Below are 16984 nucleotides of genomic sequence, written 5' to 3' on the forward strand. Positions count from 1 at the left end.
GTTTATTTGTATGAAATGTACTATTTAATCATTTGTGAATCACTAAGTTATACTGTTTTTTATAAGGAGGATCTCATTCGTTCCACTCTAGTGAACAGATCGTTGCACTCCAGTGGAAAGAACCGTTCACTCCAGTGCAAAGATCTATTCACTGGAGTGGAACGAACCGGATAGCGGTAAGATAAAACGGTAATGGTGAAGGAAAAACAGATAAGTATACGGTGAATGATACACAGAAAAGCAATAAACAATAGAGAGTTGCTAAGGAAACTGAAGAAGGAAAGGAGTATGAAAATAAGATGAGAAATGACTCGGAACCTATGAGAAATGCACCGTTTTTAGCTAAAAATAGTGAAAATACTATGAGAAATGCCATTTTACGTTTTATTTCTCATAGTGTCATATAAGTGATTTACAGTAGATTAGCTTTGTTTTATGAGAATATGAGAAATGAAAATGAAAAATCTTTTGCAGGAGAAGTGAAAGTCGATAAAGAATCAGGGCAAACGCTCAATAATTTATACAGACCTCTTGTAGAGGGCGTAGAGTGTGTTTCTACATTATTGTATCATGATATTGCGAAAATGCATGGTATATGTCTCTACTGTATGGCCTTGAGAGGCTTATAAGGGCGTCAATATTATTGAGCGTTCGCCCTGATAAAGAATCGGTCTTTGTATATCATATCTGCGTCGCTGCACTTTCATTTCCGTAACGGTCTACGGCTGTAACGGCAAAATGTTTCTTACTATTCCAAGGGAGGATGGGAGCATAGATATAACTTGTATCCCGAATACCCTGTGCAACAATATTTTCCGGTCGGCTGATGTCTACCGGATATTCATTTGATGCGTAAATAACATACATCGGCTGATTACGCGAATCATTGTCAGTAGCAGCCTGCCACTTTAATTCCGTATATCCATTGTCGATATTCGTTGTTTTCAGTTCGGATGGAGCCGTAGGCGGAACATTGTCCAGCCACGGCATAGGTGGCTGTAAAGCTGGATATGCATAGAAGTTCTCGGCCAATTCGTCATAAATACCTTGTGTGTTTTCCATTAGATATTTCACTCGGTAGTGTGCTTCACCCGCCAGTTTATGAGTGCGAATGAAATTCATCTGACGGTCAATCTCGTCACGCGTCCATTTTCCTTCGTCGGGATGAAGGAAGTAGATGCCGAGTCCCGGAATGACCTGCCGTCCGTTACTCTGCTCCTGCCAGTCGAGGGCAAAAGGATAGAAACTGTTTCCTTGAAAATACATCATTGGATATATTTGATCCATGATACCTTCGCCAAGCCATCCTTGCGGGTCTTGATAAACGGTAAAGAAGGCATTCCATCCACGGGAAGGGTAACGCGAAGTGTCCTTGTATTTTCCTACCGGACTGGCACTTAGTTTCACCCATGGCTTCATGGCCTTTACACCTTTATGTATATAGCGTACGATTTCCGAAATATTATCCCGCCGCCACTGTTCCACTGTGCGGCCTTTGCCATATCGGCGGAAGTCGTACTTGTCGGGGAAGAAAGGAGCATTCTCCGGATAGCGCAGATAATCGAAATGCACTCCGTCGATGTCATAGCGACTGACGACTTCCCGCACCAGCTTCATCAGATATTCTTTAGTCCCCGGGTGTCCCGGATTCAGGAAATATTCATTTTTATACGGTACGCAAATATCTTTCATTCGTTTGGTAACAGACCGGCTACCGAGAGAAGCAACATGCTTTCTGTTTCCCAACGGGATAGTCACCATCCAGGCATGACACTCCATGCCTCGCTTATGACACTCTTCAATGGCAAAAGCGAGCGGGTCATAACCGGGATTCCCATCGGATTTCCCTGTCAGGATAGAATTGAAAGGTTCGATGGACGAAGGATATAATACATCCCCGCGTGTACGCGTCTGAAACAGGACAGTGTTGAAGTTGGCAGCTTTCAGTTTATCGAGAATATCTACCAGTTCTTCCTTCTGCTTACGGATACTTTGCGGACTTACAGCACGTGTACGAGGCCAGTCGAGACCATACAAAGCCGTAAGCCAGGCCGCACGGACTTCATACTTGGGCTGCGCAGCCATCGGGAGTAAAGGAAACAAAAGTGAAAGAATGAAAATAGTCAGGCGCATATTCTTTATTTTTTGTTTTAAATCCCTGCAAAGTTAGTAAAAGTGTCGGTATTGTTGGGCTGTTTCGTGAGATTATGTTACATTTGCCAAGCTAAAAAACGACACACTATGATTACATTTACTCTATGCCTGCTTGCGTTGATAGTAGGCTATTTTACGTATGGACGCCTGATGGAGCGCGTCTTTGGTCCTGATGATCGTAAAACGCCGGCACTGACCAAGGCTGATGGAGTGGACTATATCCCTTTGCCAACCTGGAAGATTTTCATGATTCAGTTCCTTAATATTGCGGGATTAGGTCCGATTTTCGGGGCGATTATGGGAGCGAAGTTCGGTACTTCTTCTTATTTATGGATTGTACTGGGAAGTATTTTTGCAGGTGCGGTGCACGATTATTTTGCCGGGATGCTTTCTTTACGTAATGGTGGTGAAAGTTTGCCCGAAATTATCGGTCGCTATTTGGGACTTACGACGAAGCAGATAATGAGAGGATTTACCGTTATCTTGATGATTCTGGTAGGTTCTGTATTTGTTGCCGGTCCTGCCGGACTGCTGGCGAAGCTCACACCGGAAAACTTGGATGCTACGTTTTGGATTGTCGTTGTGTTTGCTTATTATATTTTGGCAACTTTATTGCCTGTAGATAAAATTATTGGTAAAATCTATCCGCTGTTTGCGGTGGCGCTGCTGTTTATGGCAGTAGGTATCCTGGTGATGCTTTACGTCAATCATCCTGCCTTGCCGGAACTGTGGGATGGTTTGCAGAATACGAATCCCGAAGCGAGCGAGCTTCCTATTTTCCCGATTATGTTTGTGAGTATTGCTTGCGGGGCAATTTCCGGTTTCCATGCTACGCAAAGCCCTTTGATGGCACGTTGTATGACTTCAGAGCGTCACGGACGTCCGGTGTTCTACGGTGCGATGATTACCGAAGGTATTGTTGCCCTTATTTGGGCTGCCGCCGCTACTTACTTCTTCCATGAGAACGGAATGGGAGAGAGTAATGCTTCCGTTATAGTAGATGCCATCACAAAAGAATGGCTGGGGGCAATCGGCGGAGTGCTCGCTATTTTGGGAGTGATTGCAGCCCCGATAACTTCGGGAGATACGGCTTTCCGTTCCGCCCGTCTGATTGTAGCGGACTTTCTGGGACTGGAACAAAGAAGTATGCGTCGCCGTTTATACATTTGTATTCCGATGTTTGTGGTAGCTATCGGTCTGCTTTTGTACAGTCTGCGCGATGCAAATGGATTTAATATGATATGGCGTTATTTTGCTTGGGCTAATCAGACATTGGCGGTGTTTACCTTATGGGCCATAACAGTATTTCTGGCAGTATCCAAGAAACCTTATATCATTACTTTGATACCGGCACTGTTCATGACGAGTGTGTGCTCTACTTATATATGTATTGCCCCCGAAGGATTGGGACTTTCGCACGTGATTTCTTACAGCGTTGGTATAGCGTGTGTAGTGATCGCTGCTGTCTGGTTCTACGTTTGGCTGGGCAAGCAGAAAACAAGAAAATTATCAGAATGAAGAAAATAAAAAAATCAACAGGAGTGGCAATTGCATTCCTTATTTATGTATCCGTAACAGCGGCTTATTTGTTGCCTCGTAATACGGAAGTCAGCTTAACGGAGAAAATAATTACGGTGGCAGTTTCTTATGTCATCGTCTTTCTTCTTTGGCTAGTGCTTCGGAAAAAGGAGCAAATGCGTGAACGCCGCAAAAAAGACGAACAATCTATTCACTTAAAAAAGTAAGTTTATGAAAAAATTAGCTTTGGCACTTTGCTTATTGGCAGTCTCTTTCACTGCACAGGCGCAATTTGAGAAAGGAACTACGATTATTAATCCTTCATTATCGGGATTGGACTTTTCGTATAGTAAAAATGATAAAGCAAAGTTTGGTGTTGGTGCACAAGTCGGTACATTCTTTGCCGAGGGTATTGCCTTGATGGTAAATGCCGGAGCCGATTGGTCGAAACCGATAGACGAGTATACATTAGGTACGGGAGTACGTTTCTATTTCAATAAAACCGGTATCTATTTAGGTGGAGGACTCGACTGGAATCGTTTCCGCTGGAGTGGTGGCAAGCATCAGACTGACTGGGGACTGGGTATCGAAGGCGGATATGCTTTCTTCCTTTCGCGCACGGTAACGATTGAGCCTGCTGTTTATTATAAATGGCGTTTCAATGATGGCGATATGTCACGTTTCGGTGTCAAGATAGGATTCGGTTTCTACTTATAATAGTTGGATTTAATATATTATCCCTCTTGGTAAGCGAAAATTTGCCAAGAGGGATTGATGTATCTTAATCTTATAAGTTTATTCTTTTTGTTTTAAGATGTAGAAGCAACTTGTGCTAGCGAAATTCCTCAGGTAAGGTATTTCGGAAATCATTTTATTCAATTTATGTGGGGATAGCCCGAATTTTATTTTATAATGCGGGTTGATGAACCATAGTTGCCTGTTTAGTATTTTTAGATTTTTCTTTTTAATTAATCTTTCGAATAATTCTACCGTTACACCTGTCTTTTTAATGGAAAGTAATTCATTTATACAGTCAGCATCCGCTCTAAAAGCTTTCAGAAGTAATCGGTATATGGAAGTGGGGAATAAATGAATAAAAGGCAAACAGGACAAAATTTGGTTTCTACATATTTGTTGATGACCTCCGAACGGCATTTGCCATGCAGGAAATGCCATAAAGACAATACCTTGTGGTTTCAGGTATTTGCTCAAATTAGATAAGAATAGTTCTTTTTCTGTGATGTGTTCAAATACATCATGGCAGATAATAATATCAAAATTCTGCTCCAATTCCTTTAGCTTAAATATATCTGCTGCTATAAATTCACCTTCTGCATGAGATTCATTAAAAAAAGTTTTTGCATCTTTAATACGACTTTGGGCTATGTCAACTCCAACGGTATTACATCCAATTTCCGAAAAAGGAAGTAAGTTACCTCCATCACCACAACCAATTTCTAATACATTCATTTTTGCTTCTATTGTATGCCAATACTGGATATATGGGATAAAATAGTTCCTACTTGTTATAGACAGTTCTTTGAAATAGATATTTCTGTTTTGATGACGCTCTTGCATAATAATAGTTCATGTGTAATGATTGATACAATTAGAATAACTTTCTATAATCATGATAAATTATTCCTTGAAAGACTGCATGATGATCGTTCTTTTTTTACCAGGATAGGCGAATACCTATAGGTAATGTCACATCGAATGGCTTTGTAGTCCTAATTGTATTTAGTGTACTTCCATTATTAAAGTAGTAGCGTAAATTAGGTTCTGCATAGATTCCGATAGAAGATGTTATATGATACTGGATTCCTATACCCAAATCTGCCGACCACTGTAAACGTGGATATAGATTACTCATCTTTTGATATATAATTTGCCCATTATCTGATGTGAGTTCTTCTAATGTTGCTCTTACAGGTATATCCAAAGTTATTCCTGCGGAAGTATATATGGAGAATCTTTTTTGTTTCCATATATTGAAAGAACCTTTGAATGGGATTCCTATATAACTGATTTTCTGTACTTTTTCTAAATAGGAATCGTTGATGATAGTGAAATCAGAACGTAAGTATGTATACCGTACTCCGGTTTCTATGCCCCAATGTTCATTTATATTCTTACGCACCGAAAGTGATAGCGTAATGGGAATATGATGATATGATTTTTCTACTACCTCTTTGGAATCTCCGGATGAAATATCACCGGGGATTCTTGAGCGTTGAGTGTTGGTTTGTTTTTCTCCTCCTGAATAAGATAAAGCTAATGACCAATTCTTTTTATCGTTGGAAAGTTGTTTGATTGTATAAGCGGAATAATGTTCTTGCTGCTTTGGGGTATCTTGCTTTTCTGTTATTTGATGATAAAAAGAGTTTATGCTGTCTTTCTCTTCTGTAGCACTGTCTTGCAAAATAACCTTTTGTGTGGATAAATTTCTTATAGGTTCGGAATGTACATACTTGGGAGGAGCAGACACATAATCTTGGCTCAAAACAGTTTTTATGGAATCTTTTAATAATATATTTGCAATTTCGTGTTCTTTCTCTTTCTGTGTAATTGCTATATTTTGTTTTGTAATGATAGTATTCTTAGATATATATAGCCATATTTGTATAGAAATAATAGATGATAATATAAATAATCCTATGACAATGCGGTATTGGGAGATGAGCTTGCGTAGCATATCCTTTGCTCTTGACAATTGCGATGAGGAAGAATGAGGGGCTATGTTTAATAATAAACTAATCTCTTTGTGAGACAATCCTTCTAATATGGCTAATTTGAAAACTGTGCTATATCCCTCCGGGAGTGATTCTATCATTCTGAGCATCGTTTTGTAAGGTGGAAAATCATTGGATGGGAATGTATCCACAGGGTCTTCTTCCTCACTTATTTCTTCTAAAGAGATTGTAGTCATCGAATTGCGCTGTTTTAAATATCTTAAAGATATATTTTTCATTATCGTCCCCATCCAATGCTCTAATTTTTCAGGAGAATGTAAGGAATCTATAGATGTGTAGATGATAATAAAACCGTCATGTAAGAGGTCTTGTGCTATTTGTTTGTCAGAGACATAATGAAAGCAAATTTTTATCATCTTATCGGCATAGGTTTGGTAAAGCCAGCTTAAAGTTCGCTCATCTCCTTTTTTACACAATTCTACAAGTTCCTTTTTGTTCATATGTTTTATTATCTGTACAACACTCTATAATAAATATGATACACAAAAATTAAAAAGACTGCATGTCTTTTGCTATTTTAACATTTATATTCTTTGCTTTTAGTGGTGAGGGGAAGATGCAGTACGTCAGGATATGGACGGTCTGAGAATTGTTTATAGCCTTGCTTACCTGAGTGTTGATAGACTTGTTTGTGTTAAGAAGTAAAGATGCAATTGGGGTAAAAAATGAGAGCAAGATTTTGTACATATCTACCAAAAGTAGATAGTACAAAGATCTTGTATATGTAGGGAGAAATACAACGAAATAATAATGCTTATCCCAGTTTTTCTTTCAGGAACTGTCCTGTATAGCTTGCTCCGCAAGCGGCAACTTCTTCCGGAGTGCCCACTGCTACAATGTTTCCGCCCTTATCTCCACCTTCCGGTCCGAGATCGATTACATAATCGGCACATTTGATGACATCCATATTATGTTCGATGATAACGATGCTGTGTCCCCGGCGAATCAGTGCGTCGAAAGCATCCAGAAGTTTGCGAATATCATGGAAGTGTAGTCCTGTAGTCGGCTCGTCAAAGATAAACATCGTGGGGTCGGCTTTCTCCTGGCTCAAATAGAATGCCAGTTTGACACGTTGGTTCTCACCACCGGAAAGAGTCGAAGATGACTGCCCTAATTTAATATATCCCAATCCTACATCCTGCAAAGGAAGCAGCTTCTTTACGATTTTCTTTTGTCCATGTTCATTGAAGAATTCAATGGCTTGATTCACGGTCATTTCCAATACATCATAGATGCTTTTATCGTGGAATTTCACTTCCAGCGTATCAGACTTGAACCGTTTTCCATGACAAGATTCACACTCCAGTACCAAGTCTGCCATAAATTGCATCTCTACAGTAATGGTTCCTTCCCCTTTACACTCTTCGCAACGCCCGCCTTCACTGTTGAAGCTGAAGAATCCGGGAGTATACCCCATTTGTTTAGCTAGTGGTTGTTCAGACCATAGTTTACGGATTTCGTCGTAAGCCTTGATGTAGGTCACCGGATTAGAACGTGATGATTTACCAATAGGATTCTGGTCTACAAATTCTACATTTCGCAGGTCGCGCAAACTTCCTCCGATTGAAGAGAATTCTCCCGGTCGGTCACTGCATTCATCCAATTCGCGTTTCAATGCCCGGAAGAAAATGTCTCTCACCAATGTACTCTTTCCGGAACCGGAAACACCGGTAACGACTGTCATTACATTAAGTGGGATGCGTACGTTTACTCCTTTCAGGTTATTCTCACGTGCACCTTTCAATTCTATATAATTATTCCACGGCCGGCGATGCTCCGGAACGGGAATTTCGTCTTCTCCCAAAAGATAACGTACCGTATAGCTGTTGCTTCCCTTCTTCAAATCCTTCATATCGCCTTGGTAAACAACCTCTCCACCCAGACGTCCTGCATTAGGACCTATATCAATAATGTAATCTGCGGCACGGATAATCTCTTCATCGTGCTCTACCACCACTACTGTATTGCCTAATTGTTGTAGTTGACGCAACACATGGAGCAGACGGTCCGTATCACGGCTATGCAGTCCGATACTTGGCTCGTCGAGAATATAAAGGCTACCAACAAGGCTACTTCCCAGTGAAGTTGCCAGATTGATACGCTGACTTTCTCCACCCGATAAAGAATTACTAAGCCGGTTCAAAGTCAGATAGCCCAAACCTACATCAATTAGAAAACGAATCCGGCTATTTATTTCAACCAGGATACGTCGGGATACATTGCTGTCGTGCTCGTCCAATTCCAGATGATCGAAAAATTGCTTCAGCTCTGTGATAGGCAAATCCACCAGTTCGGAAATGTTTTTTCCACCTACTCGAACATATCCGGCTTCCGGTTTCAGGCGAGTGCCGTGGCATTTCGGGCAAAGTGTCTTTCCGCGGTAACGTGCCAGCATTACCCGATATTGTATCTTATATTGATTCTCTTCCAGCATCTTGAAGAAATCATTGATGCCATGGAAATATTGATTGCCTTCCCAAAGCAAACGGCGTTGCGCATCTGTCAACTCATAATAAGGAGTGAAAATAGGGAAGTCGAATTTATCCGCATTGTGAATCAGTTCTTCTTTCCATTCACCCATCTTTTCACCTCGCCAGCACACGATAGCACCTTCATATACGGATAAGGAACGATCCGGAACAACTAAATGCTCATCAATACCGATCACTTTACCGAATCCTTCACATACGGGACAAGCACCGATAGGAGAGTTGAATGAAAACATCTGGTCATTAGGCTCTTCAAAGGTGATACCGTCTGCTTCGAATTTAGTGCTGAAAGTATGTAACTTCGTAGTTCCGTCTGATAGATAAAAACGCAGCATACAGGTTCCGTCACCTTCATACATGGCTGTTTCGGCAGAATCGGTCAGTCGACTGATGGCGTCCTTGCTGTTGGCAACAGCCATACGGTCTACCAGTAGATATACTTCATCACCTGTCACAGGCGTATATTCATCGATACGCTTCATCTCCCCGTTCACTTCGATACGGTTGAACCCTTGTTTCAGGTCTATCTCCAGTTGCTGTTGCAAGGTGCGGTCTTCACGCAGGCGGATAGGTGTCAGTACCGTATATCTTGTACCTTCCGGGTATGAGAGCATGCAGTTGACAATGTCTTCTGTAGAGTGTTTCTTCACTTCTTGTCCGCTGATGGGACTATATGTTTTCCCTACCCGTGAATATAACAGGCGTAGATATTCGTAAATTTCAGTCGAGGTGCCCACGGTAGAACGGGGATTACGGCTGTTCACTTTCTGTTCGATAGCAATGGCGGGAGGAATTCCTTTGATAAAGTCACATTCCGGCTTGCTCATTCGCCCCAGGAACTGACGCGCATAACTGCTTAGACTCTCCACGTAGCGGCGTTGTCCTTCTGCATAGAGAGTATCAAAAGCGAGAGATGATTTTCCCGAACCCGATAATCCGGTGATGACAACAAGCTTGTTGCGGGGAATATCTACATCGATGTTTTTTAGGTTGTTGACGCGTGCGCCTTTGATCGAAATATAGTTGTTTTCTGACATAAAATACTCCTTTTTTATGGTAGTCGGCAAAGTTAGCGAATTTATCGGGAGTTTGTATTATCTTTGCGTCACATTATTACGATTTAAGAATATTATGAAGCTGAAAAACTATCTTTTACTTTTAGCTCTTCTTCTGGTGGTAGGAGTGAGGGCGCAGGTGCCGTCAGGCAATAAATATCCTAAACGTGAATTCCGTGGAGCATGGATACAAGCTGTTAACGGTCAGTTTCGTGGCATTCCCACAGAGAGATTGAAACAAATATTGATTAGTCAATTGAACTCTCTTCAGGAAGCCGGCATTAACGCAATCATCTTTCAGGTACGCCCTGAAGCAGATGCATTATACGCTTCCCAGCATGAGCCGTGGAGCCGTTTCCTGACAGGAACGCAAGGTCAGACACCTTCCCCTATGTGGGATCCGATGCAGTTTATGATTGAAGAATGTCAGAAACGGAATATGGAATTTCATGCCTGGATCAATCCTTACCGCGTGAAGACCTCATTAAAGAACAAGTTGGCACCGGAACATATTTATCACCAGCATCCGGAATGGTTTGTTACTTATGGCGATCAGCTATATTTCGATCCGGCACTTCCCGAAAGTCGTGAACATATCTGCAAAATTGTGACCGATATTGTGTCTCGTTATGATGTAGATGCTATTCACATGGATGATTATTTCTATCCTTATCCGGTTAATGGGTTGGATTTTCCGGATGATGCAAGTTTCGCCCGTTACGGTGGAGGTTTCACCAATAAGGCAGATTGGCGTCGTAGTAATGTGAATGTGTTGATAAAGAAGCTTCATGAAACGATTCGTGGCATCAAGCCATGGGTGAAGTTCGGTATTAGTCCGTTCGGTATTTATCGTAATCAGAAAAGCGATCCGTTGGGAAGTAACACCAATGGTTTGCAGAACTATGATGATCTTTATGCCGATGTGCTTCTTTGGGCACGTGAAGGATGGATTGATTATAATATTCCGCAAATTTATTGGGAGATTGGTCACAAGGCTGCCGACTATGAGACATTGGTGAAATGGTGGGCTACTCATTCGGAAAACCGGCCGTTATTTATCGGCCAGTCAGTGCCAAAGACTGTTCAGTTTGCCGATCCGCAGAATCCTTCTATCAATCAGCTTCCCCGTAAGATGGCTTTGCAACGTGCTTACCAAACAATCGGAGGAAGCTGTCAATGGTATGCAGCAGCTGTTGTTGAGAATCAGGGTAGATATCGTGATGCTTTAATCAGTGAATATCATAAATATCCTGCTTTGATTCCAGTCTTTGATTTTATGGATGATAAAGCTCCGGGCAAGGTACGTAAGATGAAAAAAGTATGGACAGAAGATGGTTATATCCTTTTCTGGACAGCTCCGAAAGCTGATACAGAGATGGATAAGGCAGTTCAATATGTAGTCTATCGTTTTGACAGTAAAGAAAAGGTGAATTTGGACGATCCTTCCCATATTGTAGCTATCACGCGTAATCCATTCTACAAACTTCCTTATGAAACAGGAAAAACGAAATGCCGTTATGTAGTGACAGCTTTAGACCGCTTGCATAATGAATCCAAATCTGTAAGTAAGAAGTTGAAACTTTGATTATTTGATAGTTGATAGTTGATAATTGAAAGTGACTATGCAGCATAGCGCAGCTAACTATCAATTATCACCTATCAACTAATAAAGTAGTAGCCCTGCAATGCCGCAGCCGATAATCATTAATATCGGATTGGCTTTGTATTTTCTTGTTCCGATGAAAGCGATCAGGAATATAATGATACTGATGACGAACGAATAAGTATCTTTCGTAGGCGAACCGAAATTCTCCACATTCATTAATACTAGCGCAGCGGAAGCGAGTAGTCCTACTACTGCCGGGCGCAGCCCGTCGAAGATAGATTCCACCACAGGATGTTTCTGATACCTTAAAAAGAACTTGCTAATGGTCAGCATCAAGATAAAAGAGGGGAGGACCACTGCAAAAGTTGCAATGATGGAACCCCAAACACTTCCGGTAGAAGTAAACCCTACATAGGTCGCTGCATTAATGCCGATAGGTCCCGGAGTCATCTGACTGATTGCTACAATATCAGTAAACTCCTGTGAACTCACCCATCCGTAACGGGTAACCACTTCACCTTGAATCATGGAAAGCATGGCGTACCCACCTCCGAAACCAAAGAGGCCAATTTTGAAAAATGTATAGAATAACTGTAGGTAAATCATGTGATTAATAATTTATTATATAATAATTTTAGGCACGGATTACACGGATTTCGCGGTTTTTGGAATTATGAATCTGTAAAATAACAGCGTTAATCCGTGTAATCCGTGCCTTCTCAACTCTCCTTTCTTAGCTCTTGACTTTTCTAAGTTTTCCCCACAGGAACCCTCCTACACCGGCAGCAATGATAATCCAGATAGGGGAGAAGCCCAACAGCCAGATTAATAATGCCGAGACAACAGGAATCCACAGATTGTAGCGGTTGATTTTAGCGGATCGTCCCATGGTAAATGTCGGTGCCGCGATGAGTGCCACCACTGCCGGGCGGATTCCTTTAAAAATACGTTCCACTATCGGATTGTCTTGGAAACTATGAAAGAACAGGGCGATAGCTAATATAATAATGAAAGACGGCAAAATAGTACCCAATGCTGTGATAATACTTCCCCGGATGCCACGCAGCTTATATCCTATGAAGATAGAAATATTGACTGCCAGAATTCCCGGAGCGGATTGGGAGATAGCCAACAGGTCTATAAAATCTTCCTGCGCAATCCATTTTCGCTTGGTGACAATTTCATTTTCAATCAGTGGCACCATTGCATACCCTCCTCCAATGGTAAAGGCGCCTATTTTAAAAAAGATTCCAAATGCTTCGAGATAAATGTTCATTCTTTCTTTTCTCCTCCTTCCTTACTAGCTGTTTTTTTCTCTTTGCCATACTGGCTGGGACTTACATTAAAATGCTTCTTAAATACTTCGCGGAAGTACTTGGCATCACTGAATCCCGTCATTTCTGCAATTTCTGTTATGCTATGTGTGTCTTCTTTTAGTAATTGTACGGCACGTTTCAGACGAATCAATCGGATATAATCTCCCGGTGCCTGATCGGTTAGCGCCCTTAATTTGTTGTAGAAGCTTGTGCGACTCATTCCCATCAGGCTGCATAACACATCTACTGTGAGAGCCGGATTGTCGATGTTGTCTTCCACATTCTTTTTAACGTTTGCAATAAACTTCCAGTCAATATCCTGTGAACAGTTGATGCAGTCTTCGTCATTTTCCTCATCATTCAGATCCAGATTTGCGTATTTGCTGCGCAAGAGTGCACGATTAGCCAATAGATTGGCCACATTTGCTTTCAGTATACCAATGTTGAATGGCTTCACAACGTATTCATCCGCACCAATTTGAAGTCCCGAGAGAATATCTTTTTCATTATTCAAAGCAGTCAGCAGGATAACGGGGATGTGGGAAGTCTCGATATTGTTCTTGATAGCCTGGCATAATTCATCACCCCGCATTTCCGGCATCATAATGTCTGAAATAACCAGCTCCGGCTTGTACTCGGGAATAATCGTCAGTGCTTCTTTTCCATTGGAACAAACCTGTACGACATATTCTTCGGATAACGTTTGCGACAGATAGTTGCGCAACTCATCATTATCTTCCACAATTAAGATACGACGATGATTTATGTTCTCTTTCTTCTGTGCGTTTTCGTAGATTTCAGGCGATGAAGACGGAACGTTTTCGATTTCTATACGCTGTTTGCTCGGAGTTGCCAGATGTGCTTTCCGGAAACGCTTGCTGTCTTTGGGGAACGTTATTTTGATAACTGATCCCTGGTTTTCGATACTTGACAGATTAATCTTTCCTTTGTGCAAACGGACTAACTTCCATACAAGCATCAGACCGATACCACTTCCTGTTACTTTGGAGTTAATGGCATTGCTGCCGCGGAAATGGAGCTTGAACAGCTTCTTTTGTTCGTTAGCCGGAATTCCGATTCCTGTGTCTCTGACTTCCACACTCCATGAATCTGTTGTTTCAGAAACGAAAACCTGTACATTTCCATTTTCGGGAGTATATTTCAATGCATTCGAAATGATGTTCTTAAAAATAGACTCCATTTTCTCTTTATCAAACCATACATTCATATACCTGAAATTACTTTCATAAGTGAAGTTGATATGTTTGATGTTGGCGTACTGCTGAAATGCATTGAATATTTCATTCATAAACGTGTTTAGTTCATGCTCTGAAATATATAGCTCGGAAGAATATACGTCCGCTCTCTCAAAGTTGATAAGATTGGTCGTCAGGCGTAGCAGGGCATTTACGTTTCGTAATGCCGTATTCATGTTCGAAATCCCTTCTTTGCTCAACTCCTCTTTCTCGCGTAGCTCTTCCAAAGGTGCTTTGATAAGGGTCAATGGGGTACGGATATCATGCGCTGTATTGATAAAGAAATGTATTTTCTCATCGGAGACTTTGCGTTGCTTCCTCAAAATCAGTATACGCAATAGGACGATGGCAATGAGACAAAGGATAGCTGTATAAACCAGCATGGCCCAGAATGTCAGCCAGAAAGGTTGGGCTATGATAATATCCATACTTCTTTCTTCAAGCATGATGCGTTTGTCTTCATTGGAGATGGCACGTACCCTTAGCGTATATTTGCCCGGGGCAAGATTGGTGTAACGAATCGTGTTCTCTGTTCCGGGTTTGCTCCATTTATCATAGAAACCTTCTAGCCTCCAAGAGTAAAGAATATTGGAAGGATAGTCATAGTTGATGGAAGAAACCTGCAAAGAGAATATGTTTTGATTGTATTTTAACTTTAGTACCTTTGTATCATTGATGCTTGCTTTCAACGGAGAATCCTCATCACCCGGATAGATTGTTTGATAAAAAAGCTTGAAATCGCTGAAAATCATTTTAGAAGAATAACTTCTGGGCAATTTCATATCCTTGTCAAATTCCACTGCTCCGTCAGAACTGCCTAAAATGAATTTATTGTTTTTCCGTAACGTACCTGATAGCGCATTGAAATGGGTGGTCATCAATCCCATATCTTTGGTCCAGTTATAGAATTTTTTCTCATTGGGATAAAAACTTGTCAATCCGCTTTCTGTACTCATGATTATATCTTTGTCCGCATCCGATAATATGGTATAGATATTATTGGATATCAAAGCACAGTTTTCCGTGTGGTAATGAGTGAACAGTTTTTTATTAATATCGTAAATCAATAGTCCCGACCCGCTGGTACCTATATACAATGAACCGTTTTTTGCTTGGTACAGGGAATAGATATAGCTCGACTCTACCGGAAGTTTTATGCGCTCGAATTTTCCGGATTCTTTATCTAAAAGACATAGGCCGGTGGCACTACCGATCCACATACTTTTTTCATCTTTCTCAACGATGGCGGTAATGGAATTTAATCCATCATAAAACCGTACTTCCTGCGTCTTCAGATTAATACGCTTGAGGTTGTAGAATCCTCCCGACCAGATATAACCCTGCATATCTGTACGAATATCACGTATATATTTATCCGGTCGCTTGTTTGTATGAGTGTACAAAGGCGGCATGAAATAGCTGACACTGAACGTTTTCTTATCTATCTGGTAAGCACCGGAAGAGTACCCGCCTGCCCAGATAATTCCGGGAGCCACTTCGCATATAGTAAGAAAGATATGGCTTTTATTACCTTGCGACTCTTCAAAAGCACTAAGCACCGATCGCCATTGTCCGGTCTTTGAATTAAAAAAACTGATGCCATTGTTCGTTGCAAACCATAAATCTCCCTCTCTGTCTTCAATAATGGCATTTACTTGATCGTTGATTAAAGACTGTTTGTTACCGATGGAGTGCTTAATCCATTTGTAGCTCGTATAACGGTTGTTTTGTATCGTGATTCCGATGGGATAATTAGCCAGCCATATCCGTTCTTCATCATCCACAAAAATGTCATTGATACTGTTACCGTTCATGCCACAATTACTGTTATAATCAGCCACAATTTCGGGTACTATTTGATAAGTATCCATATTTATTTTGTGTACTCCTCCGCCATCGGTAGCTATTAATAACTCTTTGTCATTTAGCGGCTTGAACCGTGTGATACTGATATCTTTCAGGTTATAATCCGGTCGTATGACGGATTTGGTATTCATATCATAAACCATAATTCCCCGCAAGAAAGTGCCGATGAATAGTTTCCGAATCTTTTTGTCGAAGTGTAAATCGCTTACTTGGGCTTTCACGCTCTCCAACTTATCGCAATTGATAAGTTTCAATGCGTTGTTTTCTAATTGGGCATAATGAATCCCCATTTCCGTACCGATGAAGAAATGCGATTCGTCTATTTGTTCAATATCAGTGATTTCTTCACTTATATCATTCTTTATATGGGTGACTTGTTTGGTGTCCGTATTATAGAGAAAGATAGTATCTTTATTGCATAGCCAGATGTGTTTGTTCTGGTCGAGCCAGGCATAAGTGACCGGGTCCGGCTGTTCGCTGAAACTTTCCATCGGTAATTTATATACAAGACTGAAGCAGTCGTGAATCTGGTCATACCGGAATACTTTTCCTTTTTTCCCGATTTCCCATAAGACTCCTTCCTGATCAATATAAAGCCAGTTTAGATTTAACAGAGAGTTCACTTCTGCGTCACCATCCATTAACTTATATCGTTTAAACTCTTTTCCATTGTATCGATCAATACCTTCGTGCGTGAGGAACCACATGTATCCGGTTTTATCTTTTTGAATGCAGTAAACCCGCCGGTTACTTAACCCATCCTCCACTCCGAGATATCGATACGTCTGCGCGACACAAATTAGAGGAAACAATAAGATTAGAAAAAGCCATTTTTTCATACAAATAGGACTTTTAAGGGTTATTGAATCTTTTATGAGGGGGAAAGTTTGACAAAATTAAGAAGATTTTTTGATATTACAAAATTTTGATGAAAGATAACAGCGCTCCAAAAATGAAGAAAATAGACTATT

Annotated in this window: 12 protein-coding genes; 5 read left to right on the forward strand and 7 right to left on the reverse strand. The window is 41.0% G+C overall.

Annotation, left to right across the window (positions count from 1 at the left end; translation table 11 throughout):
• Positions 1–443 precede the first annotated feature (443 nt).
• Positions 444–629: a hypothetical protein gene (locus AAHJ11_RS19660; RefSeq protein ID WP_234132736.1), complete on the forward strand. Its 186-nt coding sequence runs from the start codon at positions 444–446 to the stop codon at positions 627–629.
• A gap of 52 nt (positions 630–681) precedes the next feature.
• Here the strand turns inward: AAHJ11_RS19660 and AAHJ11_RS19665 are convergent, their stop codons facing one another.
• The gene (locus AAHJ11_RS19665; RefSeq protein WP_195650600.1) at positions 682–2133 is read right to left on the reverse strand and encodes a glycoside hydrolase family 10 protein; all 1452 of its coding nucleotides are present in this window, start codon (positions 2131–2133) and stop codon (positions 682–684) included.
• Positions 2134–2241: 108 nt separating this feature from the next.
• On the opposite strand from AAHJ11_RS19665, the gene AAHJ11_RS19670 reads away from it, so the two are divergent.
• From AAHJ11_RS19670 to AAHJ11_RS19680, 3 genes are read left to right on the forward strand one after another with little or no spacing between them, the layout of a single operon-like run.
• Positions 2242–3672: a carbon starvation protein A gene (locus AAHJ11_RS19670; RefSeq protein ID WP_148364664.1), complete on the forward strand. Its 1431-nt coding sequence runs from the start codon at positions 2242–2244 to the stop codon at positions 3670–3672.
• Complete coding sequence (locus tag AAHJ11_RS19675) at positions 3669–3899, forward strand: hypothetical protein (protein ID WP_148364665.1); 231 nt, start codon at positions 3669–3671, stop codon at positions 3897–3899. Before AAHJ11_RS19670 ends, AAHJ11_RS19675 begins: the two co-directional genes overlap by 4 nt.
• A 4-nt stretch (positions 3900–3903) precedes the next feature.
• Positions 3904–4389 (forward strand): outer membrane beta-barrel protein, encoded by a 486-nt coding sequence (locus AAHJ11_RS19680; protein WP_008999784.1) that lies wholly within the window; start codon positions 3904–3906, stop codon positions 4387–4389.
• Between the two features lie 78 nt (positions 4390–4467).
• On the opposite strand, the gene AAHJ11_RS19685 is transcribed toward AAHJ11_RS19680, so the two are convergent.
• The 3 genes from AAHJ11_RS19685 to uvrA all read right to left on the reverse strand — a co-directional run bounded on the left by AAHJ11_RS19685 (position 4468) and on the right by uvrA (position 9951).
• Complete coding sequence (locus AAHJ11_RS19685; RefSeq protein WP_217721193.1) at positions 4468–5250, reverse strand: class I SAM-dependent methyltransferase; 783 nt, start codon at positions 5248–5250, stop codon at positions 4468–4470.
• Positions 5251–5347: 97 nt separating this feature from the next.
• A complete protein-coding gene (locus AAHJ11_RS19690; RefSeq protein ID WP_320974933.1) occupies positions 5348–6865 on the reverse strand; it encodes a sigma-70 family RNA polymerase sigma factor in 1518 nt (505 codons plus the stop codon).
• A 314-nt stretch (positions 6866–7179) separates the two neighbouring features.
• Complete coding sequence (gene uvrA / locus AAHJ11_RS19695; RefSeq protein ID WP_298047446.1) at positions 7180–9951, reverse strand: excinuclease ABC subunit UvrA; 2772 nt, start codon at positions 9949–9951, stop codon at positions 7180–7182.
• Positions 9952–9967: 16 nt separating this feature from the next.
• On the opposite strand from uvrA, the gene AAHJ11_RS19700 reads away from it, so the two are divergent.
• Positions 9968–11554: a glycoside hydrolase family 10 protein gene (locus tag AAHJ11_RS19700; protein WP_195650598.1), complete on the forward strand. Its 1587-nt coding sequence runs from the start codon at positions 9968–9970 to the stop codon at positions 11552–11554.
• 78 nt (positions 11555–11632) lie between these two features.
• Here AAHJ11_RS19700 and AAHJ11_RS19705 read toward each other — a convergent pair whose 3' ends face one another.
• From AAHJ11_RS19705 to AAHJ11_RS19715, 3 genes are all read right to left on the reverse strand, one after another.
• Positions 11633–12181, reverse strand: a complete 549-nt coding sequence (locus tag AAHJ11_RS19705; RefSeq protein ID WP_074637856.1) for a chromate transporter — start codon at positions 12179–12181, stop codon at positions 11633–11635.
• 127 nt (positions 12182–12308) lie between these two features.
• The gene (locus AAHJ11_RS19710) at positions 12309–12851 is read right to left on the reverse strand and encodes a chromate transporter (RefSeq protein ID WP_074637854.1); all 543 of its coding nucleotides are present in this window, start codon (positions 12849–12851) and stop codon (positions 12309–12311) included.
• The gene (locus tag AAHJ11_RS19715; protein ID WP_148364670.1) at positions 12848–16852 is read right to left on the reverse strand and encodes a response regulator; all 4005 of its coding nucleotides are present in this window, start codon (positions 16850–16852) and stop codon (positions 12848–12850) included. Before AAHJ11_RS19715 ends, AAHJ11_RS19710 begins: the two co-directional genes overlap by 4 nt.
• Positions 16853–16984 lie beyond the last annotated feature (132 nt).

This window comes from Bacteroides sp. 90-K9/2 (genome assembly GCF_047310725.1).
GTDB lineage: Bacteria > Bacteroidota > Bacteroidia > Bacteroidales > Bacteroidaceae > Bacteroides > Bacteroides vicugnae.

Excerpts from the sequence above, each read along its gene's own strand:
- AAHJ11_RS19665 (WP_195650600.1), bottom strand. The coding sequence starts at position 2,133 with ATGCGCCTGACTATTTTCATTCTTTCACTTTTGTTTCCTTTACTCCCG.
- AAHJ11_RS19685 (WP_217721193.1), bottom strand. The coding sequence starts at position 5,250 with ATGCAAGAGCGTCATCAAAACAGAAATATCTATTTCAAAGAACTGTCT.
- AAHJ11_RS19700 (WP_195650598.1), top strand. The coding sequence starts at position 9,968 with ATGGTAGTCGGCAAAGTTAGCGAATTTATCGGGAGTTTGTATTATCTT.
- AAHJ11_RS19710 (WP_074637854.1), bottom strand. The coding sequence starts at position 12,851 with ATGAACATTTATCTCGAAGCATTTGGAATCTTTTTTAAAATAGGCGCC.
- AAHJ11_RS19675 (WP_148364665.1), top strand. The coding sequence starts at position 3,669 with ATGAAGAAAATAAAAAAATCAACAGGAGTGGCAATTGCATTCCTTATT.
- AAHJ11_RS19660 (WP_234132736.1), top strand. The coding sequence starts at position 444 with ATGAGAAATGAAAATGAAAAATCTTTTGCAGGAGAAGTGAAAGTCGAT.
- AAHJ11_RS19690 (WP_320974933.1), bottom strand. The coding sequence starts at position 6,865 with ATGAACAAAAAGGAACTTGTAGAATTGTGTAAAAAAGGAGATGAGCGA.
- AAHJ11_RS19680 (WP_008999784.1), top strand. The coding sequence starts at position 3,904 with ATGAAAAAATTAGCTTTGGCACTTTGCTTATTGGCAGTCTCTTTCACT.
- uvrA (WP_298047446.1), bottom strand. The coding sequence starts at position 9,951 with ATGTCAGAAAACAACTATATTTCGATCAAAGGCGCACGCGTCAACAAC.
- AAHJ11_RS19715 (WP_148364670.1), bottom strand. The coding sequence starts at position 16,852 with ATGAAAAAATGGCTTTTTCTAATCTTATTGTTTCCTCTAATTTGTGTC.
- AAHJ11_RS19670 (WP_148364664.1), top strand. The coding sequence starts at position 2,242 with ATGATTACATTTACTCTATGCCTGCTTGCGTTGATAGTAGGCTATTTT.
- AAHJ11_RS19705 (WP_074637856.1), bottom strand. The coding sequence starts at position 12,181 with ATGATTTACCTACAGTTATTCTATACATTTTTCAAAATTGGCCTCTTT.